Origin of the sequence: Thioalkalivibrio sp. ALMg3 (assembly GCF_000381225.1) — a bacterium.
GTDB classification, from domain to species: domain Bacteria; phylum Pseudomonadota; class Gammaproteobacteria; order Ectothiorhodospirales; family Ectothiorhodospiraceae; genus Thioalkalivibrio; species Thioalkalivibrio versutus.
Genome location: NZ_KB906224.1, coordinates 78,578 through 100,577, shown reverse-complemented (window position 1 = coordinate 100,577; position 22,000 = coordinate 78,578). Strand labels below are relative to the sequence as shown.

The following is a 22,000-nucleotide window of genomic DNA, read 5'->3' as shown; positions in this document are numbered from 1 at the left end:
GTTTGGGTAGATCAGTCACTACCCATGTTGGTCATGAAGCGACCGATGAGGTTCTCCAGCACCAGTGCCGACTGGGTGAACATCAGCTCGTCGCCTTCCTGCAGGGTGTCGTAGTCACCACCCGGCTCCAGCGCGATGTACTGTTCACCCAGCAGCCCCGCGGTGTGGATGGCGGCCTGGGTGTCCATCGGCAGGTAGTCGTGCTCCGAGCGGATCGCCAGGGTCACCTCGGCGCGAAAGCGTTCCGGATCGTAACGGATATCCGCCACTCGCCCGATGCGCACACCCGACACCGTGACCGGGGCACGCGTCTTGAGACCCCCGATGTTGTCGAAGTATCCGCTCACCGTATAGGTGTCACGGTCGTGGTAGTCGGTCACGTTGCTCACCTGCACCGCCAGGTAGAACAGCGCCCCGATACCCAGGAGCACGAAGACACCGACCGCCAGTTCGAAGAAACGTACCTTCATTATTGCCACCTGTCCTGGGTAAACACTGTTTGGTCAGCCCGCGCCGAACATCAGCCCGGTCAGGATGAAATCGAGGCCCAGCACCGCGAGCGACGACACCACCACCGTCTGGGTCGTGGCGCGCGAGATGCCCTCGGACGTCGGCTGCGCATTGAAGCCCTGGAACACCGCGATCCAGGTCACCACGAAGCCGAACACGATGCTCTTGATCACGCCGGAGAGCACATCCTCGTTCCAGTCGGTCACCGACTGCATCTGCGAGAAATAGGCGCCGCTGTCCACGCCGAGCAGCCCCACCCCGACGAGGTAGCCGCCCATCACGCCCACGGCGCTGAAGATCGCGGCCAGCAGCGGCATGGAGAGAAACCCGGCCACAAAGCGTGGCGCGAAGATCCGGCGATAGGGGTTCACCGCCATCATCTCCATCGCCGAGAGCTGTTCGGTCGTCTTCATCAGCCCCAGTTCCGCGGTCAGCGCGGAGCCGGCGCGCCCGGCGAACAGCAGCGCGGTGACCACCGGCCCAAGTTCGCGTACCAGCGACAGCGCAACCACCCCGCCCAGGGCCTCGGCCGCGCCGAAGTTCACCAGCGTGATGTAGCCCTGGTACGCCAGCACCATGCCGACAAACAGCCCGGACACGACGATGATCAGCAGCGAGCGCACGCCCACCGAATACACCTGAACAAGTGTCAGGCCGAAGCGGCGAAAGACGATATCCAGGCTCGCCAGCATCCGGATCAGGAAGATGAACGCCCGACCGAACACCGTCAGGGCATTGATCGTGGTCCGACCCAGCGCGGCAATCGAATCAGTCATCGCGGCGCTCCCCCTGCCCCAGCAGGTCATCGCGGTAGGACGCGCCCGGGTAATGAAACGGCACCGGCCCGTCCGGGCGACCCTGCAGGAACTGCGCGCTCCAGTCGGAGGCGCGCGCCTCCAGTTCGTCCGGCGGCCCGGCATCCACTACCCGGCCATCGGCGATCAGCACCACTTGATCGGAGATCGCCATCGCTTCGGTCACGTCATGCGAGACCAGCACGCTGGTGAGCCCCAGGCTTTGATTGGTCCGGCGGATCAGGCTGACGATCTGGCCCATGGTGATCGGATCGAGCCCGGTGAACGGCTCGTCGTACAGGATCAGGTCCGGGTCCAGCGCAATGGCCCGCGCCAGCGCGACGCGCCGCGCCATGCCACCGGACAGGGTGGCCGGGTCCAGGTCGCGCGCCGCGCGCAGGCCCACCGCCTCCAGCTTCAGCAGCACCAGCGCGTGCAGCACGTCCTCCGGCAGATCCGTGTGCTCGCGCAGCGGGAAGGCGACGTTCTCGAATACCGAAAGATCCGTCAGCAGCGCGCCACTCTGGAACAGCATGCCCATGCGCTTGCGCAGCGCGTACAGCCGCCGGGTGGAGAGCCTCGCCACCTCCTGGCCATCCACCCAGATGCGGCCCTTGTCCGGACGCAACTGACCGCCGACCAGGCGCAGCAGCGTGGTCTTGCCACTGCCGCTGGGCCCCATCACGGTCGTCACCTGCCCGCGCGGGATGCGCATCGACAGGTCATCGAAAATCATCTTGCGCCCGCGCCGGAAGCACAGGTTCTCGATCACGATATGCGGACTGTCTTCCACTGCCGGGTCAGCCACGCGCGCTCCTCGCCCTTAAGGAAACACTGATTAATGTACACGCTCGCGCTCGAGTCGCTTTTGCGTGCGAACAAGGCGCGGTGACCGCCGTGCAGTCATTCTGCACAAGGGAGCCGCAACGCCGTGCGCACGCCCGTTTTTGATGACAACGGGCGGCCGAGCCCCTTCGAGGTTGGCACCCCAGGTTCCCCGATCCTGCGTTGCGGCCCGAATCGGTCAAAAACGGGCCGGTAGAACCACTACCGGCTGCGCGCCGCGCCTGGGCTCGGAAAACCTGGGGTACCAACGCGAGGGTGTACATCAATCAGTGTTTCCTTAGGCCCACAGAACCCCGAAGTCTGGGCGCAGGCCGGGAGACCGTCAAACGGGCGGGTGCGGTGCTCATCCCAATCCCAGCAATGCGGCGATAGTGCGGAAATCCGACAGCCGCTCCGGACGCGCGCGCAGGAACACCGGGATCTCGCCGCTGCCACCGGCCTGCCCGAGGGCCTCCACCAGCGCGCGCCAGCCCGGCGCATCCAGCCCTGCCTCGGGGTTGACCTGCCAGGCCCCGCCCCCGGCGGCCGACGCTGACCTCGACACCGGGGCGGGGTAAAAGCACGCCGCCTCGGCGCGCGCGATAACCCGCTCCTCGCCGGCGCCGTACACCATCAGGCGCCCCAGTCCGGCCGCCTCCAGCGCCGCGCGGATCGCCTGCACCTGCGCCGGCCCCATCGGCCCCGGCGCCACCGCCTGCAGGCCGTCGCCGACAGCCTCGGCCAGCGCGCGCGCCCGCGTCGCACCCGTCTCGAGGCCCAGCTCCACCGGCCAGTCCAGTGTCAGCCGCAGCGCGGGGGGCACGGCCTCGGCCCAGTCGCCAAAGGCCGGCGCCCCGGCCTCGGTCCACACTGGGGCAGGCAACAGCAAACGGCTGTGGTAATGGGTGTAGTACTCCAGCTGCCAGTCCTGCGGCAGGTCCTCGGGGAAGAAGTCGTCCCACCAGTCCTCGCCCGGAGCCGCAACCCCGGCCGCCTGCAATACCAGTGCCTCGTAATCCTGCGACATGCCCCAACCTCCACGGCGTAACCGCATCTTTGCGCGGATTGCTTGTATCACCTGCGAGCGCGCGGCACAGTTGGCGCCATGCGTTTCGACCTGTTCCACGAGCTCTCGGTACCGGACTTCCTGCAGACCTCCGAAGCGGAGGTGCTGGAGAACACCCTGCGCCTGTGGGAGCGCGCCGATCGTCTCGGCTTCGGCACCGCCTGGCTGGTGGAGCACCACCTGATGCCGGAATTTTCCCACTCCACCGCGCCGGACCTGGTGCTGGCCGCGGCCAGCCAGCGCACCAAACGCCTGCGCCTGGGGCTGGGCGTGGTCCCCCTGCCCTACCACCACCCCCTGCGGGTGGCGCAACGCGTCGGCATGCTCGACCAGCTCTCCGGCGGACGCCTGGATCTGGGCATCGGACGCGGTTTCTCGCCGCGCGAATATGCCACATTCGGGGCCGAGATGAGCGAGTCCCGCGCGCGGGTCGATGCCGGGCTGGATGCGCTGCGCCAGGCCTTCGCCACCGGCCGCATCACCCAGGACGGGCCGTTCCATCACCTGGACGACGTGCCCGTGATGCCGCGCCCGGTGCAGGCCCCGCACCCGCCGATCTGGACCGCCGCGGTCAGCCCGGAGTCCTTCACCTGGGCGGCGGAGCAGGGCATCGGCGCGCTGGCCGGGCCATTCAAGCCCTGGCAGATGATCCGCGAGGACATCCGCCTGTACCACGAGGCCTGGGACGCGACACGCACGGACGTCGCCCACCCGCCCCGGGTCGGCATGACCCTGGGGGTTCTGTGCCTGCCGGACGGCAAGCGCGCCCGGCGCGAGGCCAAGCCGGCCTTCGAGTGGTTCTATCGCCACATGTTCCAGCAGACCCTGCCGGTGCTGGAACGCCTGATCGAGGGCTACGACTATTACCGCTCGCTCGGCCGCTTCCGCCATCTGGTCAAGGCCGGGATCAACCTGAAGGTCCTCGACATGCTGGGCATGACGCTCGTCGGCACCCCCGCCGAGTGTCGTGAACGCATCGAGGGCCTGCGCGCGGCCGGGGTCGACCAGGTCCTGCTCGCCTTCGGCGCCGGGGCCGTTCCGCATGCGCTGGCCGAGGAGTCCATGGACTGCTTCGCGGAAGAGGTCATGCCCGCGTTTGCCGACCCCGCCCCGGCCACCGTCGCCCGCACCGCGACCTGAGCGAAACACGGATGCACGTCGCCGTGACCGGCGCCGCCGGGCGCCTGGGGCAAGTCCTGCTGCCCGCCCTGGCACGCGCGCCGACGATTGAACACATCCTCGCTCTGGACCGGGCCGCGCCGGCGCTGCCTCCCCCCGAAAACGGCACCGTTATCGAGGCCCGGGTACTCGACCTGGCGCAGCTCCAGCCGGACGACCTGGCCGGGGTGGACACGCTGGTGCACCTCGCCTTTCAATTGATGGGCGGTCACGGGGGCCGCCGCCGGCATGACCGCACCTGGGTCCGCCACCAGAATGTGGCCCTGAGCCAGCAGGTGTTCCACGCGGCGGTGACCGCCGGTGTGCGCCACATCGTGTTCCTGTCCAGCGCGGCGGTCTACGGCCCCTGGCCGGACAGCCCGCAGCCGCTCCGCGAGGACCATCCCACCCGGCCGCGCTTCCCCTATGCCGAAGACAAGGTCGCCGTGGAGCAGGCCCTGCTCGCGCTTGCCCGGGAACACCCCGAGTGCCAGGTGACCCTCCTGCGCCCGCCCGCGATCGTCGGCCCGAACGCCCACCCGCTGTTGCTGCAGATCGCCCGCGGACGGCTGTATCCCGCCGGGGGCGAACAGCCAGTGCAGATCCTGTGGGAGGACGATGCCGCCGCCGCGATGGTGCGCAGCATCACAACTCGCACTGCGGGGATCTTCAACCTGGGGGCCGAACCTGCCTGGTCGCTACGGGCGATGGCGCGCCACCAGCGGCGCTGGGGGATCCCGGTGCCACTGCGGCTGATCCGCACCCTGCACCCGCTGGCCTGGCGCCTGACCGCCCGCGCCGGGGACCCCGGCTGGGTCCGCGGGCTGGACGGCCCGCTGGTACTGGACTGCACCCGCGCCCGCGAGCAGCTCGGCTGGACACCGCAGGTGACCACCGCCGGGTGCCTAGAACGTCTGCGCTGCTGAAACCACTACCCAATCGGCTACAATCCCGGGCCTGACCCTCCCGGACCCGACTGTCCATGGTGCTACCCGTTGTCGCCATCATCGGCGGCCTGATCCTGCTGACCTGGAGTGCCGACCGCTTCGTGTTCGGCGCCTCGGCCCTGGCCCGCGGCCTGGGCGTCAGCCCGCTGATCATCGGCCTGACCATCGTCGCTTTCGGGACCTCGGCACCGGAGATCGTGGTCTCGGTCCTCGCCAGCCTGCAGGGCAACCCGGGGCTGGCGGTGGGCAACGCGATCGGCTCGAACATCGCCAACATCGCGCTGGTGCTGGGGACCGCGACCCTGGTCGCGCCGCTGGCGATCGGGCGCGGCATGGTTCGGCGCGAACTGCCGATCCTCCTGCTGGTCAGCTTCGGCGTGCTGCTCCTGCTGGTGGATGGCGAACTGGGCCGGCTGGAGGGCATCGCGCTGCTGGCCGGTCTGGTCCTGTTCACTGCCTGGATGGCCATCAGCGCCCGGCGCGCACGCCCGGCCCCCCATGACGACACCCCCGAGGTGGTGCGCGGCATGGTCGAGACGATCCCAGAGGGCGACCGACTGGGGCCCGCGATCGCCTGGCTCGTGTTCGGGCTGCTGCTCCTGCTGGCGAGCAGCCAGGCCCTGGTCTGGGGGGCCGTCGAGATCGCCGAACAACTGGGGGTCAGCGACCTGGTCATCGGGCTGACCATTGTCGCGGTGGGAACCAGCCTGCCGGAACTGGCGACCTCGGTGGTCGCCGCCTTCCGCCGCGAGGCCGGGCTGGCGATCGGGAATGTAGTCGGGTCCAATCTGTTCAACCTGCTCGCGGTACTGGCCGTTCCGGCCCTGATCACGCCGCTGGCAATCGACGCCGATGTGCTGACGCGCGACTATCCGGTGATGCTGGCATTGACCGTGGCCCTGTTCCTGATCGCGCTGGGCCGCCGCGGACAGATCCGGCGCTGGCAGGGCGCCCTTCTCCTCATCGCCTTCGCAAGCTACCTTGTCTATTTGGGAATCACGGCAACCGCATGAACTTCAACCCCGAAACGACCCGCAAGCTCGCCCTGGCCGTCCTCAATGACGAGGCCGAGGCCGTACGCAACCTCGCCCGGCGCATCGACGACCGCTTCCTCGAGGCCTGCCGCTGCATCCTCGCGTGCAAGGGCCGCGTGATCGTCACCGGCATGGGCAAGTCCGGGCACATCGGCAGCAAGCTGGCCGCGACCCTGGCCTCCACCGGCACGCCGGCCTTCTTCGTGCATCCGGGCGAGGCCAGTCACGGCGATCTCGGCATGATCACCCGCGAGGACGTGGTCATCGCGCTGTCGAACTCCGGCGAGACCGACGAGATCATCACCATCCTGCCGCTGATCCGGCGCCTGGGCGTACCGCTGATCGCGATGACCGGCAACCCCGGCTCGCGCCTCGGCGCGGATGCCACCGTACACCTGGATGTCAGCGTCGAGCGCGAGGCGTGCCCGCTGGGCCTGGCTCCCACCTCCAGCACCACCGCCGCGCTGGCGATGGGCGATGCCCTGGCCGTCGCGGTGTTGGATGCACGCGGCTTTACCGCCAACGACTTTGCCCGCTCGCACCCCGGCGGCCGCCTTGGCCGGCGCCTGCTGGTGCATGTCGCCGACATCATGCATACCGGAGGCGCGATCCCGCGCATCACCCCGGACGCCCCACTCAAGGACGCCCTGTTCGAGATCACCCGCAAGGGTCTGGGGCTGGTGATCATCACCGACGGTGACGATCGCATCCAGGGCGTGTTCACCGATGGCGACCTGCGGCGCACCCTGGATGCCGGGCACAGCCTGGACGGCCTGACCATCGGCGAGGCCATGACCACCGGCGGCCACACCGCGCAGCCCGACTGGCTGGCGGTGGAGGCCCTGGAGGCCATGGAGAGCCGGCGCATCAACGCCCTGCCCGTCACCGACGCCGAAAACCGCCTGGTGGGCGTGATCAACATGCACGACCTGCTGCGCGCCGGGGTGGCGTGATGAACCTGGATGCCACCACTCTGCGCACCCACCAGCAGGCCGTGCGCCTGCTGATCCTGGACGTGGACGGCGTGCTGACCGACGGCAGCCTGTTCCTCGGCGACGGCGGCGAGCAGTACAAGGCCTTCAACAGCCGCGACGGCCACGGTATCCGTCTGGCCCTGGACGGCGGGATCGAGATCGCCATCCTGACCGGGCGCACCTCCGGGGTCGTCGAACACCGTATGCGCGACCTGGGTGTGGAGCATCTGATCCAGGGCCGCCGCGACAAGGGCGAGGCCCTGCACGAACTGCTGCAGCGGACCGGCCACGACCCCGCCGAAGCGGCCTTCATGGGCGACGACATCGTGGATCTACCAGCGATGCAGCGGGTCGGGCTCGGGATCGCGGTCGGCGACGCCCACCCGCTGGTGCGCCAGCATGCCCAGTGGGTGACCGAGGCCCATGGTGGGCGCGGGGCCGTGCGCGAGGCCTGCGAGGGCCTGCTGGCCGCGCAGAGCCGGCTCGACGCGCTGTTCGAGACCTACCTGAACGGATGAGCCGCAGGATTCGCAGCCGACTCGGATGGGCCTTGGCCGTGCTCGCATTCGCGACCGTGCCCCTGGCGCAGGCTGAGGTAAGCCCGCCCGAGGGCGAGGTCACGCTGCAGATTGACGGCTTCACCCTGCATGCCACCGGCGACGACGGCGAACTGAGCCATCGTCTGCGCGGCACCCGCCTGCGCGAGTTTGGACGTGACGGCCCCCAATGGGTGGACGACCCGGACCTCGACCTGTTCGCCGAAGGCGGTATCGAATGGCGCTGGACTGCCCCCGCCGCACTGCATCAACCGGCCGCCGTGACCCTGGACCTGGTGGGCCCCACCCACGGCGTACAGCCGCCCCGCGGCGAACGCGTAGAGACCATCATCGATTCGCGGGATGTTCGCGTCGCCACCGACACCATGGTCGCCACTTCGGATGCCCTTTCCACCCTGAACCAGCCGGGCCTGTTCCAGCGCGGCACCGGTCTGCGCGTGGACTCGCGAGGGGATACCATAGAGTTGTTCCATGACGTGTACTCGCTCTACAGCGAGACGAGCGAGGAGGATCCCGCGCATGACCCCGAATCCCCATAGCCTTCGCCACCGTCCGGGCCAACCGGGTGCCCGCCTGGCGGCGCTCCTGCTGCTAGCCCTGCTGGCCACGCCCGCGCTCGCCCAGCAGGGCTCGGCGGGCCCGGCACTGCCGGTGGAGATCACTGCCGACCGCGCGGAGATGGACGAACGCCAGGGGCTGGGGACCTACACCGGCGACGTGATCGTAATCCGCGGCGACATGACCCTGGAGGCCGACAAGGTCTACGTGCGCACCCGCGATCGCCGCCCCTACGAAATGGAGGCCCACGGCGAGCCGGCACGCCTGGAATCACCCGATCCGGAAACCGGAGAGATGCGCATTGCCACCGCCCTGCGCATCGACTACCTGCTGAACGAGGACCGCATGATCCTCACCGACCAGGCCCATGTGATCACCACCAGCGAGGAGGCGCGCGGCAAGCGCATCACCTACGACCTGACGACCGACGTGATCGAGGCCGAACGCGGCGAAGGCGACAGCGAGCGCGTGCGCATCACCATCCAGCCGCGCGACGACGAATGAACGCCACCGCCCCCAGCCCATCCGCCACACCGGCACAAACCAACGACCGCCTGATCGGACGCGAGCTGACCAAGCGCTACGGCCAGCGCACGGTGCTGGACCAGGTGGACGTCGACCTCGCGCCCGGCGAGGTGGTCGGCCTGCTGGGCCCGAACGGGGCCGGCAAAACCACCTGCTTCTACAGCCTGGTCGGGCTGATCCGTCCCAATGCCGGGCGCATCACCCTGGGCGAGCGCGACATCACCCGCGCCCCCATCCACGTACGCGCGCGCGCCGGCCTCGGCTACCTGCCGCAGGAGGCCTCGATCTTTCGCCGCCTGAGCGTGTGGGACAACCTGCAGGCCGTGCTGGAACTGCGCCCCGGGCTGGATCGCCACGAGCGCCGCCGCATTGGCGATGCGCTGATCGAGGAGTTTCAGCTCGAGACCGTGCGCCACAGCCCGGGCATCGCGCTGTCCGGTGGGGAACGGCGCCGGGCCGAGATCGCCCGCGCCCTCGCCGGGGATCCGCGCTTCATCTGTCTGGACGAGCCCTTCGCCGGGGTGGACCCGATCTCGGTGGGCGACATCCAGGACGTGATTCGGCATCTCGCCCAGCGCGGCATCGGCGTACTGATCTCCGATCACAACGTGCGCGAGACCCTCGGCATCTGCCACAGGGCCTATATTCTAAGCGAAGGCCGCCTGCTGGCCGCCGGGACACCGGACGAGCTGCTGGCCGATCCCCAGGTGCGCCGGGTCTATCTCGGCGAGAACTTCCGCCTGTGAAAGCGCCCCGTATGCGGCCCGGTCGGTGCACAAACCACAAGGCAGGCTTTAAGATTCCATCAATGCCCACCCTCGCCCCGCATACCCGATGCTGAAACCCGGCCTGAATCTGCAGCTGGGTCAGACGCTGACCATGACCCCGCAACTGCAGCAGGCGATCCGCCTGTTGCAGCTGTCCACGCTCGAGCTCCAGGTGGAGATCCAGCAGGCGCTGGAGAGCAACCCCATGCTCGAACAGGTCGAGGACGAAGATGCCGAGGCCGACACCGAGCGCCTGAACCAGGACGGCGAGCTGGTGGAAGGCGATCGCATGGAGGCCACCACCACCAGCGACGACGTGATCCCCGAGGAACTGACGACCGACAGCCGCTGGGACGACATCTACGAGCCGGCCCCGACGCCCAACAAGGGCGTGGATGACCGCGACCCGCTGGAAAACACCAGCGACGACGACGGTGAGGGCCTGCAGGATCACCTGCTGTGGCAGCTGCATCTGAGCCATCTGACACCGCGCGACCAGCGCATCGGGGCGGCCCTGATCGACGCCATCAGCCCCGACGGCTATCTCGAGGGTGACCTGGAAACCCTGGCCGAGACCATCAGCCGAGGCGAGGATGAAACCGTCGGCGTCGACGAGGTCGAGGCAGTGCTCCACTGGATTCAGCAGTGCGACCCGCTGGGGGTCGGCGCGCGCAACCTGCGGGAGTGCCTGGAGATCCAGCTACGCGAACTGGCCCCGGACGCCCCGGCCCGCGAGGCCGCACGGGCGATCCTGGAACACGGCATGGACAGCCTGGGCAAGCGCGACTACAAGGCCCTGCAGCGCCAGTCCGGCGTACGCGACCCGGACGAACTGGCCCGCGCACTGGATCTGATCCGCACCCTGAACCCGCGCCCCGGCGCACAGATCAGCTCCGCCACCTCGGAATACGTGGTCCCGGATGTCTACGTGCGCCACACCACCGAGGGCTGGCGCGTGGATCTAAACCCGGAGATCGCACCGCGCATCCGCATCAACGACCTCTACGCCGGCATGGTGCGCCAGGTCTCGGATGCCCGCGACAGCGCCTTTATGCGCGATCAGCTGCAGGAGGCACGCTGGTTCCTGAAGAGCCTGCACAGCCGCAACGACACCCTGCTGCGGGTCGCCGAGGCGATCGTCCATCGCCAGCAGGGCTTTCTCGAGCATGGCGACGTCGCGATGCAGCCATTGATCCTGCGCGACATTGCCGAGACCCTGGAGATGCACGAATCGACCATCTCGCGGGTTACCACGCAGAAATACATGCACACCCCGCGCGGGGTCTTCGAGTTCAAGTATTTCTTCTCCAGCCATGTCGGCACGAACGATGGCGGCGAGTGTTCCGCCACCGCCATCCGTGCCATGATTCGCGAATTGATTGGCGACGAACCCCCGAACAAGCCGCTCAGCGATGCCCGGCTCGCCCAGGTCCTGTCGGACCGGGGCATCAACGTAGCGCGCCGCACCGTGGCCAAGTACCGCGAGGCGATGCACATCCCTTCATCCAGCGAACGCCGGCAGATGGCCTCGATGCCCACCGGCAGCAAGTAACCAAGGAGTCCTGACCATGCAGATCAACCTGACCGGCCACCACGTGGACATCACCGACGCCCTGCGCGACTACGTCAACGAGAAATTCGCGAAGCTGGAGCGCCACTTCGACAAGGTCATCGACGTCCACGTCGTGCTGACCCACGAGAAGACCCGGAATCAGCACAACCAGGCCGAAGCGAATCTCCAGGTCAGCGGCAATCACATCCACGCCGAGGCCTCTCACGAGGACATGTATGCCGCAATCGACGCGCTGATCGACAAAGTCGACCGTCAGCTGATCAAGCACAAGGAAAAGGTCAAGGACCACCACCGCGCCGAAGGTGCCCAGCGCAACCGCGAGCAGGCCTCCTGATCCATGACGATTGCCGAGTTGATCACCTCCGAGCGCATTGGCCTGCAACCCGAGTGCTCCAGCCAGAAACGGGCCCTGGAGGCCCTGGCGGACCTCCTCGCCGGCGGAGGTGACGGCACGGGACCAGGAAGCAATGCGATCTTCGAGGCCCTGTCCGCACGCGAAAAACTCGGATCCACCGGTCTCGGCCATGGGGTTGCGATTCCCCATGGCCGCCTGGCCGATCTCGAGGCGCCGCGCGTGGCCGTGCTGCGCCTGGAAAAGGGCGTCGACTTCGACGCCATGGATCACGAGCCGGTCGATATCCTGATCGCACTGCTGGTCCCGGAGGCCGCCACCGGCGACCACCTCGACCTGCTGGCCCAACTCGCCCGCGGCCTGTCGCAGCCAGACACCATCGGAGCGCTGCGCCGGGCCGGGGACGCGGCGGCCCTGGAACAGGAACTCGTGCGCCGCTTCAGCGAGGACTAAGCCCGTGGAACCCGCCTCCAGCCGCGATTCCGGCGCGCAGCGTCTGCCATGAACGAGGCGCTGGGAGAAGGCGGGATCGCCCGCGACATCAACGTGGAGAGCCTGATCCAGGCCATGGGAAACCGCCTGGATCTTCGCTTCGTGCACGGCGAACATGCAGCACCCGACCGCAAGCTGGTCGGCGACGACGGGGACGACCTGCCGCTGGCCGGCCATCTCAACCTGATCCGGCCCAACCGCATCCAGATCATCGGCGACTTCGAGGCCCGCTACATCTCCAGCCTCAGCGCCACCCAGTGCAACGACCTGATCCTGGAGATGGCCCGCACTGGGACCACCGCGGTGATCTTCGCCGAGGACACCTGTCCGTTCTCGGAGATGCCCGACGCCCCGCAGGAGGCGCTGCCGCTGATCCTGTGCTCCAGCACCAGCAGCCACGAGATTATCTCGCTGCTGCGCTATTTCCTGCAGCAGCGCCTGGCCCATTTCGAGGTGCGCCACGGCGTGTTCATGGAGATCCTCGGGATCGGGGTGCTGATCAGCGGCGCCTCCAGCGTTGGCAAGAGCGAGGTCGCACTGGAACTGATCTCGCGCGGGCATCGCCTGATCGCCGACGATGCCCCCGAATTCGCGCGCATTGCGCCCGACATCGTGCGCGGCCACTGCCCGGCCCTGCTCCAGGACCTGCTCGAGGTGCGCGGTCTTGGGGTGCTCAACATCCGCGCCATGTACGGCGATTCCGCGATCAAGGGCGGCAAGTACCTGCGCCTGATCATCGACCTACGCGATCATGGCGAACCCTCGCCGGTCCCCGATGACCGGCTGAACGGGCGCCGCGGCGAGATCGATATCCTCGGCCTGCGCGTCCCCTTGATCAGCCTGCCGATCGCGCCGGGGCGCAACATCGCGGTCATGATCGAGGCGGCCGTGCGCAACCACATGCTGCACATGCAGGGCTATATCGCTGGCGACGACCTGCGCGCACGCCAGCGCCGCCAGATGAGCGGCGAGACGGAGGAGCCGCCCTACCATCGCGCGGTGCCCGCCACTACGGTCCCCAACCCGGACCCGGAGGGCTGAATCGGCCATGCGCCTGCTAATCGTCAGTGGCCTGTCCGGGTCCGGCAAGACCGTGGCCCTGCACACCCTGGAGGATGCCGGCTACTTCTGCGTCGACAACCTCCCGCTGCCGCTGCTGCCGGACCTGATCGATCAGGTCCGGCAGGGCCACTACGACACCGAGACCGACCGCCATCTGGCCGTGGGCGTGGATGTGCGCAGCGGCCTGGAGGCCCTGGAGGGGTTCTCCGATCTCCTGGCGCAACTACGGGCGGACGGGGTGCAGGTGGAGGTCCTGTTCCTGCAGGCGGCCAGCGAGGTGCTGCTGCGGCGCTACCACCTGACCCGCCGGCGCCACCCGCTGGCGCGCGACGGCGTGCCACTGGTCGAGGCCATCGACCGCGAACGCGAGTGGCTGGGCCATGTGGCCGCGGAGGCCGATCTGACGGTCGACACCTCGCGCCTGTCGATGCACGATCTGGCCCGCACCCTGCGCGACCGCATAGGCGAGCGCGGGGAACACGAGCTATCCCTGCAGTTCCAGTCTTTCGGCTTCAAGCACGGCGCGCCGCTGGATTCCGACTTCGTGTTCGACGTGCGCTGCTTGCCCAATCCGCACTACGAAAGCGATCTGGCCGCCCTGACCGGTCGCGACCCGCCCGTGTGCGAGTTCCTTGAGCGGCACGCGGAGGTCGCGGCCATGTTCGACAGCATCCAGGGATTCCTGTCGCAGTGGCTGCCGCGCCTGCTGGACGATCACCGCAGCTACGTCACGGTCTCCATCGGTTGTACCGGCGGGCAACACCGCTCGGTGTATCTGGTGGAGCGGCTTGCGGAGGCGTGGCAGGATCGGGAACATGTTACTGTTAGCACCCGTCACCGCGAGCTGGGTAAACAGTAACCACTGGACGCGGGACGAGGGCCTTCTGGAACCCGCAATCGGAGCAGATCCATGGGCGTTGGTCTCATTCTGATCACGCATCAAAACCTGGGCGATACCCTGCTGCAGACCGCGCAGAGCATGCTCGGGGGCCTGCCCGAGGACTGCGAGTCCATGGCGATGTCCCAGAACGACGACCCCGACGAGGTCCTGGCCCGCGCCCGCGAGCGCCTGGCGACCCTCGACAGCGGCTCGGGGGTGCTCGTTCTGACCGACATGTTTGGCTCCACGCCTTCCAACGTGGCGATTCGCGTCGCCCGGGGTGCAAATGCCCGCGTGATCGCCGGCGCCAACCTGCCAATGCTCATCCGCGTGCTCAACTATCAACACCTCCCCCTGACCGAACTGGTCAACAAGGCCCTTTCGGGCGGCCATGACGGGATTCTCCTCTGCGATCAGGAGTGCAGCGATGCCGCAGCGCGTAGTCCCCATCGTTAATCGCCTGGGGATGCACGCGCGCGCCGCGGCCAAGTTCGTCAGCCTGGCCAGCAAGTTCGCCGCGGACGTCTCCGTCTCCCGCAACCAGCAGGAGGTGAATGGCAAGAGCATCATGGGCGTGATGATGCTGGCCGCCGCCCAGGGCAGCGAGATCACCATCGAGGCCGAAGGCAAGGATGCGCCGGAGGCGCTGGATGCACTCGCAGAGTTGGTTGCCGATCGTTTCGGCGAAGAGGCCTGAACCTCCGAGTCCCGCCCGCCCCGGTCAACAACCACCATCCCCTGCGGGGGCTATCCGGGCCACGCTCCCGGGTCGGAGGCCGCGTCACCCAGCCCGTCCAGGCCGACCTGCTCGAGCTTGCGCTCCGCCAGGCGCACAGCGGCCGTCAAAGCCTGCTCCGGGGGCTCCCCGGAGACCAGCGCGTGGATCAACCCGGCATTGAAGGTATCCCCTGCCCCCACGCTGTCGACCACCCGCCGTCCGGGCGTCGCTTCACAATGGTGGATCGCGCCCCGCACGGCCATCCAGGCCCCTTCGCCCCCGGCGGTCACGGTCAGGATGCGATCAGGAAAGCGCTCGGAAAGCTGCTGCAGCGCAGCCTCGGGAGTGCCCGCCACGCTCGCGGCCCAGTCGCGTGAGAGCATCAGGACATCGGCATAGTCCAGGCATGCGTCGAGCCCCGGCCGGGGCTTCTCCAGCTCCAGCGACACCGGCTGGTCAAAGATGCTCTCGCGCACCGCCCGCAGGATGGACGCAAGGGCCTCCGGGTTACGCCCCTCGAAGTGCAGCCAGTCATATTCCGGCCAGGGTACGCCCGCGAGATCCTCCACCCCGAGTTCGGGCAGGTCGCGATGATGGACGATGGTGCGACTGCCCGTCTCCCTGGAACGAAGAATATGGGAGGTCGGCGTCGCTCCGGGCCGGCGTACGCAGTGACGAATATCCAGTCCGCGCCCCTCCAGGGACTCGCTCAAGGCATCCCCGGCCGCACCCTCGGCGATGACCGCGGCCAGGCCCGGGCGGTGGCCGAACTGCGCCAGGATCGTTGCGGTGTTGGTCGCGTTGCCTCCGGGCTGGGTGGTGCTGGCGAGCGCCCGGACCTCGTCGTCCTCGGCCGGGAAGGCTGCAACATCGAGGGTGTGGTCGAGCGTGACAATGCCAGTCGCGAGGATACGTGCCATACGGGCTCCCGTGATGAAGGAGCGCCATTCTGGCGGGTCGCGCCCATTACGTCATCTCGCACATTCGTCATCCGCGGATGCTCCTGCGACAATACCCCCTCTGTCTCAGGAGGCCCCGACCGGTATGGCCACGTTCCCTTCTCCCGAATCCGCCGAAGCCGCCTTTTACGCGGCCTTTCAGGCAGGCGATGCACAAGGCATGCGCGAAATCTGGCACGACAGTGCCGAGTGCGTCTGCATCCACCCAGGTGGCGAGCGCCTGCAGGGAACGGACATCATCCTGGAAAGCTGGGACGACATCCTGCCGGGGATGCGCGGGGTGATCGTACACCGGACCCAGGTGACCGCCATCCCGGGCGAAGACCTCGTCCTCCACGTATTGCGCGAAAACCTGTATGTCCAGGGTGAACGGCGCGGCGTCATGCTGGCGACCAATGGCTACCGCCATGATGGGGAAAGCTGGCGCATGGTGCTCCACCACGCCAGCCCGGACCCGGAACCCACGCCGGAATGGCCCACCGGGGGCGTGCACTGATGGCGACGGATGCCGATCGCTGCGTCGAGGCGTATTACGCCGCCTTTCGTGCCGCCGATATCGAACAGATGATGCGCCTCTGGGGCGAGCGTCCCGACATCGTCTGCATCCACCCGGGCAGCCCGCGCGCCCACCGGGGCGTGGCAGAGGTGATGGAGAGCTGGCTACTGGTCTTCGCGCGCGAACTGAATATCGGGATCGAACCGAAGATCGTGGGGCGCCACGAGACCGGGGAGATCATCAGCCTGGTCATCGAGGAGGCGATCACGCGACCGGGCGACGTCACGCCCACCGGGACGATCCTGATCAGCCAGACCTGGCGCTGGCTGGACACGGGCTGGCGCCTGCTGTTTCACCATGCCTCGCACGGGCGCCGCTCACCGCCATCGCAGGACGGCATGTTCGTCCCCGATGGCGGCGGCAACACCCGCCACTGACGAGCAGTGGGATCGACCACGAAGCGCATGAACGCACGAAGAAGCTCCAAAGCGAGTGCACCACGGAGCACCTAGAGAAGGGCGTTCGGGGCAGGTGTGTTCCGAGGCAAAAGGATCCGCGAACGGTATGGATGCGGGTCGTGAAGCGCCTGAACAACCGGAAACTGCCTCGCTGTGCTCCGCCGTCCTCGGGGGGTCAAAAAATCACGTGACCACCGCGACCAGGCGTCCGGCAGATCGATGGAGCCCAGGACCTTCCACTGCCCGTTGACCCCATTAGAATCACGCATGGGGCCGCAACCGGCCCCTGTGGATGACTCGCGCCCTTGCTTGGTGTCTTCGTGCGCTTAATGGTTACCAGCTAGCCTTCGGAGCGCGGCTGGCAAAGATCCGGGCGCTGCACCTGCAGGGCCGCGCATACGCCCTTGACCGCGTCGCGCACCCGCCGCCCCTTGCCCTCCAGCGTAAGGTCCGCGACCTCCTGATAGAGCGGATCGCGGACCACGAACAACTCCTGAAGGCGGGCCTTCGGGTCCGCCGCCTCCGCGATCAGCGGGCGCTTGCGGTTACGGCGGGTACGCCGGAACTGCTCCTCCACCGGCACTCGCAGGTAGATCACGAACTGGTCGCGCAGGAGCTCGCGGTTTTCCGGGCGTTCGACGATCCCGCCCCCAGTGGCAATCACCGCCCCCTCCTGTTCAAGAAGCGACTCCAGCATCGCCGTCTCGCGCTTGCGAAAACCGCCCTCGCCCTCGAACTCGAAGATGGTCGGGATATCCACGCCGGTACGCCGCTGGATCTCCTGATCGGTATCAAAGAACGGCCGCCGCAGCAGTCCCGCGAGACCGCGTCCGATTGTGCTCTTGCCGGCCCCCATAGGCCCTACCAGTACGATGTTCTGCATGGGCGCCAAGGCTACTGGGTGGGCCCCCCAAAGAAAAGGCCGGGGCATTCGGTGCACCCCGGCCTAAACGAAACGCCTAAATGGCAAGAACTGTCCTCAATCAGGCGGTTCCGACAGGAGGTCAAAGCATCCGGGCTTCTGGACTGCACCCGAGGCCCTGGACTTGTTCCTGGGATTCATCGCAGGCGGCGACACGGTGTCGCTGCTTTGTGACGGCACCGAAGACTCCAAAACCTGTTGAATACCGATCAGTCGAGCTTGTCTTCCTCCCAGTCCTCAGCAAACGCGGTGCACAAGTCCGTGGCGCCGGGCTCCCCAGTGCCAAAGGGACTGACCTTACCGGGGGGATCTACATCACTGTCGTCGATGTCAGCAGCAGCGATCGGCAGCCAAAAGGAGCGGCTGCGAGTCCCTTCAGTCCCATCGACCTCGATGCTACCCCGAAGCTCGACGCGTACCCATTCGGCGTACTCTTTCGCATACCGAATCTCGAAATTAGCGAACCCGTTCTCGTCCGTCCGGATCGTCGCATCTTCTCCTTGAGCGGCACCGCCATCCGGCACTAGCGTTGCCACGTTGCCCGGGAGCAGCGTCTCTGTATCCGAAACGTCATTCGCCTCGTCGTAAAGACCAGTGCGATCAGGATCTTCCGTCGGGCAAGAGGAAGGGTCCGAATTGGTTACGTTTTGCTTCCAACCGTCACCTATTAGCTCCCAACGACCACGACGATAGTCGGTGGACCACAGGGATAGACTCAACTCGCGATTGGCGACGGGACTGCCCGAGGAATCGGTGACAACCGCCGTGTACGGAAGACCGTAAGTCGTATCGTTGACATTACGCAGGGTGTTGCCCGTACCAAGCGAAATATAGAGTGCCTCAGCCGTGACGGTAAGGTTGACGTCGTCTTCCGTCGTCGAACCATCTGGACGGGTCGCAGTGGCAGTGATCTGAACCCCCGCATCCGAAGACGCAATGCTTCCCGCCCGGTATGTAACTTCAGCCCGCCCGAACTGATCCGTCAACGCGCTGGAATCGAGCAAATCGCCGCCCGACTGGTCGAAGACGCTGAAACCAACCTCAACCCCCTGAACGGGCTGCTCGTCATCATCTCTCACACTCGCGATAATGCGACTAGTTTCCTCCGTCGAAATGGTTGAAGGCTGCGCCTGAATCGAGACGGTCTTTACGTCCCGGGTCACAAAAAGTGCGGCCGCATCTGCAACAACTGGCCCTTCGGCCGTCTCATATCGAGCCTGAATTCGGGTAGGTCCAATGTTATCGGACGTCAGCGACACCTCGGCAACACCATCATATTCAGTGCTAGCACTCGGGGCCGAAAGGCTTCCGCGGGTAGCTTCGAAGTGAATCTCCTGGTTAGGAATTGGATCACCATCCGGGCCGGTCAACTTGACCTGCACCGGATGCGATTCACCAACCGGCCAGAAGGTCTCGCCCGCGGGACTGACCACCTGCAGTGTCTGGTCGGCAACGGACCAGAACTGAGAATAGGTCGCCCCGGAACCTGTTACGTCGAAACGGTAGTCACCCGCCGCCCCACCCGTGGCCTCAAACTCCACAGACAATTCGCCCCGAGCATCCGTCTGGACTGGCTCTCGAGTGAGCGACACCAGTCCATCAACGTAGTCATAGGACACGTGGCTTCCCGAAACGCGATCGTCCGAACCATCCTCCAGCGCCAACTCCACTTCTCCCCCAATACCAGACAATGACTGGGATTGGCGGACCCATCGCGTCCCGGCAACATCGATCGGAAAGACTGATGAAGTGGTATCCCCTGCCGAGACCCGGAAATCAATCGACCGGTTGGAGAAACTGCCTTCGGACGTCAGGGTCAGAACAGCCCTTCCGCCATCATCCGTCTGTTGATCGCCGCCGACAACGATGCCACGGTCATCGACGTCAGGAATCACTTCCACCCCACTCATGACGCGATTGTTCCCATCCACCACAACCACCCGGAGCTCGAGCTCACCATCAGTGCCAGTCGCCAGCTCGTTATCACCGGTGATGTAGATGGCCCCTACAGATGTGCCGGGATCGGAATCCGCGGAATCATCTCCCTCGCCGGTGAAGGCATCATTGCCGCTGCCGCCGCCACAAGCGGCCAGCAGGATCGCCGTGATAGCACTCCCCCCCATGGTCGCGATCCCAAATCCAAACTTCCCCATTTTGTGTCTCCCTTGTGTCTCGGGTTTCGGACAACCCAAGGTACATATGACCTAGGTGGCAGTTAGTCGATGACCCGTGGCGTGACAAAGATCAGCAACTCGGCCTTGGTATTTTCCGTCGAACGGTTCTTGAAAAGGTTGCCAAGGAACGGAATGTCCCCAAAGAAAGGCACTTTCTCCAGTTGCGTACGGCTATCGATCTCGTAAACCCCACCGAGAACGACGGTCTCACCGTTGCCCACGAAGACCTGGGTCTCCACCTCGCGCTTGTTGATCCCCGGAACGCCGAGCACCACGCGCTGGCTCGGCTCGTCCTTCGTCACCTTGATGTCGAGAATGACGTTCCCGTTGGGCGTGATCTGCGGGGTCACCTCGGTCGACAGCACAGCCTCGATGAACTGGGTTGAGGTCGCGCCGGAGGCCGTTGCCTCCTGGAACGGGATCTCTTCACCCTGTTTGATCGTGGCCGTTTGGCCATTAGCCGTAATCACTCGGGGGCTGGAGATAATCTCGCCACGCCCCTCGACTTGTAGGGCTGACAGCTCGAGGTCCAACAGGACATTGGGGCGAAGGATGCTCAGCCCCACAGACCCCGGGGTAGCATCGGCCTGCGCCGGCAACGACGAGTTCAGTCGGTCACCCAGACTCGGAACGCCGGGTGTACCGCCCGAAAGGTTCTGCGTAATTTCGCTGGAAGCGTCAGCGGTGCCCGACAGGCCCAGCGAAGTCCGCCCGCGATCGCGCCCGGCGCTAATGCCGAAGCGAGCCCCCAGATCGCGTTGGAAGCTATCGTCCGCGATCACGATGCGGGTCTCGATCAGGACCTGCTGCACCGGGACATCCAGCGTGGAGACCAGGCGACGGACGTCCTCGATCCGGCTCTGGGTGTCCTGCACCAGCAATGTATTGGTGCGGGTGTCGATGGTGATGCTGCCACGCTCCGACAGAAACTGCCCGCCTTCGTCACTCCGAATCAGGGAGGCGATCTGCTCGGCCTGAGCAAAGTTGATCTGAACGAATTCGGTGCGCAGCGGCTCCAGCTCCTGCCGATCGCGCTGAGTCTCCATCTCCATGCGCTCACGAGCTGCGATTTCCTCGCTGGGAGCGACGTAGAGGACGTTCCCGTCCATTCGTTTGTCCAGTCCTCGCGCCTGAAGGATGACGTCAAGCGCCTGATCCCACGGCACGTTGTTCAGACGCAGGGTGATGTTGCCGCCCACGGTGTCGCTGACCACGATGTTCAGGTCGGTGAAGTCTGCCAGTAGCTGCAGTACCGAACGCACTTCGATGTCCTGGAAATTCAGGGACAGGCGTTCTCCAGCGAACTCCTCTTCCTCGCGAGCGCGCGCCTGGCGTTCGGCCTCGGAAATCGGGGCGACCTCGAGGACGAACTGGCGATCACTCTGGTAGGAAATGATCTCGTACTCGCCGCGCGCTTCGATCTCCATGCGCACCCGATTGCGTTCGGCAACGGTGTCGATGGTATGCACCGGGGTGGCGAAATCGACCACGTCCAGGCGCCGCTCCAATGATTCATCAACCATGGCACGGGGGAAGGTCATCTCGATGCGCCCGGCCTGCTCGCGAACATTGATCTCGGCCCCAGAGCGGGACAGATCCACTTCGACACGACCCTCGCCCTCACTGCCGCGACGGAAGTCGATGCCAGTGATCTCCATGGGACGCGCACTGCGCGTGACCGGTTGGGCCGGGTCACCCGCACGCTCAACGACCTGCTCGGCGCGGGCATCCGCTTCGGAGACACCGCGCCCCAGGGTGAGGATCAGGTTGTTGCCTTCCACTCGGGTCTGGTATTCGGAGGCCTGGGTCAGGTTGAACACCACGCGGGTGCGGTTGCCCGCCTCGACCGTGCTCGCCCGCAGCACCGGGCCCACATTCAGGTCCGTCTCGCGCCGCGGCAATGCATTGCCGACATTGGGCAGATCCAACGCGATGCGCGGCGGTGAATCAATCGCAAAGGCGCGAATATCGGAGGGCGGCGTCTCCGAGAAACGCAGGTTCACCTGCACCCGGTCACCGCTCAGACTGCCGGCCCGGATCTCTTCCAGTTCGGTGGCAGCCACCCCCTGGGACACCATGAACAGCAGGCCCGCAACGACCGTGCCTGCGAAAGCGCGCATGGAAGAACCCATGTTGAATCCCCTGTTGGTTGTGCCGACCTTGCGGCGAATGCTCGTCATCATCTTCTTCTCCCCCCCA

General features: G+C 66.5%; 25 protein-coding genes. 17 read left to right on the top strand and 8 right to left on the bottom strand.

Features of this window, described 5'->3' with window-relative positions; genetic code table 11:
- Nucleotides 1-11 precede the first annotated feature (11 nt).
- The 4 genes from mlaD to F622_RS0107800 form a co-directional block, all read right to left on the bottom strand.
- The gene (mlaD, locus tag F622_RS0107815; RefSeq protein ID WP_018144517.1) at nucleotides 12-470 is read right to left on the bottom strand and encodes an outer membrane lipid asymmetry maintenance protein MlaD; all 459 of its coding nucleotides are present in this window, start codon (nucleotides 468-470) and stop codon (nucleotides 12-14) included.
- A 33-nt stretch (nucleotides 471-503) separates the two neighbouring features.
- Entirely contained in the window at nucleotides 504-1,286 is a 783-nt protein-coding gene (mlaE, locus tag F622_RS0107810) for a lipid asymmetry maintenance ABC transporter permease subunit MlaE (protein WP_018144518.1), read from the bottom strand.
- On the bottom strand, nucleotides 1,279-2,112 hold the full coding sequence (locus tag F622_RS0107805; protein ID WP_026313092.1) for an ABC transporter ATP-binding protein: 834 nt from the start codon (nucleotides 2,110-2,112) through the stop codon (nucleotides 1,279-1,281). The genes mlaE and F622_RS0107805 overlap by 8 nt, the downstream gene beginning before the upstream one ends.
- Nucleotides 2,113-2,493: 381 nt before the next feature.
- Entirely contained in the window at nucleotides 2,494-3,156 is a 663-nt protein-coding gene (locus tag F622_RS0107800; protein ID WP_019563236.1) for a hypothetical protein, read from the bottom strand.
- Nucleotides 3,157-3,234: 78 nt separating this feature from the next.
- Here F622_RS0107800 and F622_RS0107795 point away from each other — a divergent pair, with 78 nt between their 5' ends.
- The 15 genes from F622_RS0107795 to F622_RS0107725 all read left to right on the top strand — a co-directional run bounded on the left by F622_RS0107795 (nucleotide 3,235) and on the right by F622_RS0107725 (nucleotide 14,771).
- A complete protein-coding gene (locus F622_RS0107795; RefSeq protein WP_019563237.1) occupies nucleotides 3,235-4,335 on the top strand; it encodes an LLM class flavin-dependent oxidoreductase in 1,101 nt (366 codons plus the stop codon).
- 11 nt (nucleotides 4,336-4,346) lie between these two features.
- Nucleotides 4,347-5,279: an NAD-dependent epimerase/dehydratase family protein gene (locus F622_RS0107790; RefSeq protein WP_019571653.1), complete on the top strand. Its 933-nt coding sequence runs from the start codon at nucleotides 4,347-4,349 to the stop codon at nucleotides 5,277-5,279.
- 56 nt (nucleotides 5,280-5,335) lie between these two features.
- Entirely contained in the window at nucleotides 5,336-6,313 is a 978-nt protein-coding gene (locus tag F622_RS0107785) for a calcium/sodium antiporter (protein ID WP_018168271.1), read from the top strand.
- Complete coding sequence (locus F622_RS0107780; protein WP_018168272.1) at nucleotides 6,310-7,287, top strand: KpsF/GutQ family sugar-phosphate isomerase; 978 nt, start codon at nucleotides 6,310-6,312, stop codon at nucleotides 7,285-7,287. The genes F622_RS0107785 and F622_RS0107780 overlap by 4 nt, the downstream gene beginning before the upstream one ends.
- Nucleotides 7,287-7,826, top strand: coding sequence for an HAD family hydrolase (locus F622_RS0107775; protein ID WP_019571652.1), 540 nt, complete (start codon nucleotides 7,287-7,289; stop codon nucleotides 7,824-7,826). The genes F622_RS0107780 and F622_RS0107775 overlap by 1 nt, the downstream gene beginning before the upstream one ends.
- Nucleotides 7,823-8,404 carry an LPS export ABC transporter periplasmic protein LptC gene (gene lptC, locus F622_RS0107770; RefSeq protein WP_369773124.1) on the top strand — a complete coding sequence of 194 codons (582 nt, stop codon included), beginning with the start codon at nucleotides 7,823-7,825 and terminating at the stop codon, nucleotides 8,402-8,404. The genes F622_RS0107775 and lptC overlap by 4 nt, the downstream gene beginning before the upstream one ends.
- Nucleotides 8,385-8,927, top strand: coding sequence for a lipopolysaccharide transport periplasmic protein LptA (lptA, locus tag F622_RS0107765; RefSeq protein WP_018176181.1), 543 nt, complete (start codon nucleotides 8,385-8,387; stop codon nucleotides 8,925-8,927). Before lptC ends, lptA begins: the two co-directional genes overlap by 20 nt.
- Nucleotides 8,924-9,694, top strand: coding sequence for an LPS export ABC transporter ATP-binding protein (lptB, locus tag F622_RS0107760; protein WP_019571650.1), 771 nt, complete (start codon nucleotides 8,924-8,926; stop codon nucleotides 9,692-9,694). Before lptA ends, lptB begins: the two co-directional genes overlap by 4 nt.
- A gap of 88 nt (nucleotides 9,695-9,782) precedes the next feature.
- The gene (locus F622_RS0107755) at nucleotides 9,783-11,267 is read left to right on the top strand and encodes an RNA polymerase factor sigma-54 (protein ID WP_019563243.1); all 1,485 of its coding nucleotides are present in this window, start codon (nucleotides 9,783-9,785) and stop codon (nucleotides 11,265-11,267) included.
- A 16-nt stretch (nucleotides 11,268-11,283) separates the two neighbouring features.
- A complete protein-coding gene (hpf, locus tag F622_RS0107750) occupies nucleotides 11,284-11,622 on the top strand; it encodes a ribosome hibernation-promoting factor, HPF/YfiA family (protein ID WP_018144530.1) in 339 nt (112 codons plus the stop codon).
- A 3-nt stretch (nucleotides 11,623-11,625) separates the two neighbouring features.
- Nucleotides 11,626-12,093 (top strand): PTS sugar transporter subunit IIA, encoded by a 468-nt coding sequence (locus F622_RS0107745; protein WP_018168278.1) that lies wholly within the window; start codon nucleotides 11,626-11,628, stop codon nucleotides 12,091-12,093.
- A 48-nt stretch (nucleotides 12,094-12,141) separates the two neighbouring features.
- On the top strand, nucleotides 12,142-13,173 hold the full coding sequence (gene hprK / locus F622_RS0107740; RefSeq protein ID WP_018144532.1) for an HPr(Ser) kinase/phosphatase: 1,032 nt from the start codon (nucleotides 12,142-12,144) through the stop codon (nucleotides 13,171-13,173).
- A 7-nt stretch (nucleotides 13,174-13,180) separates the two neighbouring features.
- Nucleotides 13,181-14,053 (top strand): RNase adapter RapZ, encoded by an 873-nt coding sequence (gene rapZ, locus F622_RS0107735; protein ID WP_019571649.1) that lies wholly within the window; start codon nucleotides 13,181-13,183, stop codon nucleotides 14,051-14,053.
- Nucleotides 14,054-14,104: 51 nt separating this feature from the next.
- Complete coding sequence (locus F622_RS0107730; RefSeq protein ID WP_018168280.1) at nucleotides 14,105-14,530, top strand: PTS sugar transporter subunit IIA; 426 nt, start codon at nucleotides 14,105-14,107, stop codon at nucleotides 14,528-14,530.
- Nucleotides 14,502-14,771, top strand: coding sequence for an HPr family phosphocarrier protein (locus F622_RS0107725; RefSeq protein WP_018144535.1), 270 nt, complete (start codon nucleotides 14,502-14,504; stop codon nucleotides 14,769-14,771). The genes F622_RS0107730 and F622_RS0107725 overlap by 29 nt, the downstream gene beginning before the upstream one ends.
- Before the next feature lie 50 nt (nucleotides 14,772-14,821).
- Here F622_RS0107725 and F622_RS0107720 read toward each other — a convergent pair whose 3' ends face one another.
- Entirely contained in the window at nucleotides 14,822-15,712 is an 891-nt protein-coding gene (locus F622_RS0107720; protein ID WP_019571648.1) for a PfkB family carbohydrate kinase, read from the bottom strand.
- Between the two features lie 124 nt (nucleotides 15,713-15,836).
- Here F622_RS0107720 and F622_RS0107715 point away from each other — a divergent pair, with 124 nt between their 5' ends.
- Complete coding sequence (locus tag F622_RS0107715) at nucleotides 15,837-16,247, top strand: nuclear transport factor 2 family protein (RefSeq protein ID WP_019571647.1); 411 nt, start codon at nucleotides 15,837-15,839, stop codon at nucleotides 16,245-16,247.
- Entirely contained in the window at nucleotides 16,223-16,684 is a 462-nt protein-coding gene (locus tag F622_RS0107710; RefSeq protein ID WP_018938215.1) for a nuclear transport factor 2 family protein, read from the top strand. Before F622_RS0107715 ends, F622_RS0107710 begins: the two co-directional genes overlap by 25 nt.
- Nucleotides 16,685-17,045: 361 nt before the next feature.
- Here the strand turns inward: F622_RS0107710 and F622_RS0107705 are convergent, their stop codons facing one another.
- From F622_RS0107705 to pilQ, 3 genes are all read right to left on the bottom strand, one after another.
- Nucleotides 17,046-17,588: a shikimate kinase gene (locus F622_RS0107705; protein ID WP_026331554.1), complete on the bottom strand. Its 543-nt coding sequence runs from the start codon at nucleotides 17,586-17,588 to the stop codon at nucleotides 17,046-17,048.
- Nucleotides 17,589-17,836: 248 nt separating this feature from the next.
- Entirely contained in the window at nucleotides 17,837-19,780 is a 1,944-nt protein-coding gene (locus F622_RS0107700) for an Ig-like domain-containing protein (protein ID WP_019571645.1), read from the bottom strand.
- 62 nt (nucleotides 19,781-19,842) lie between these two features.
- Nucleotides 19,843-21,984 carry a type IV pilus secretin PilQ gene (gene pilQ, locus F622_RS0107695; protein ID WP_019571644.1) on the bottom strand — a complete coding sequence of 714 codons (2,142 nt, stop codon included), beginning with the start codon at nucleotides 21,982-21,984 and terminating at the stop codon, nucleotides 19,843-19,845.
- Between the last annotated feature and the right edge of the window lie 16 nt (nucleotides 21,985-22,000).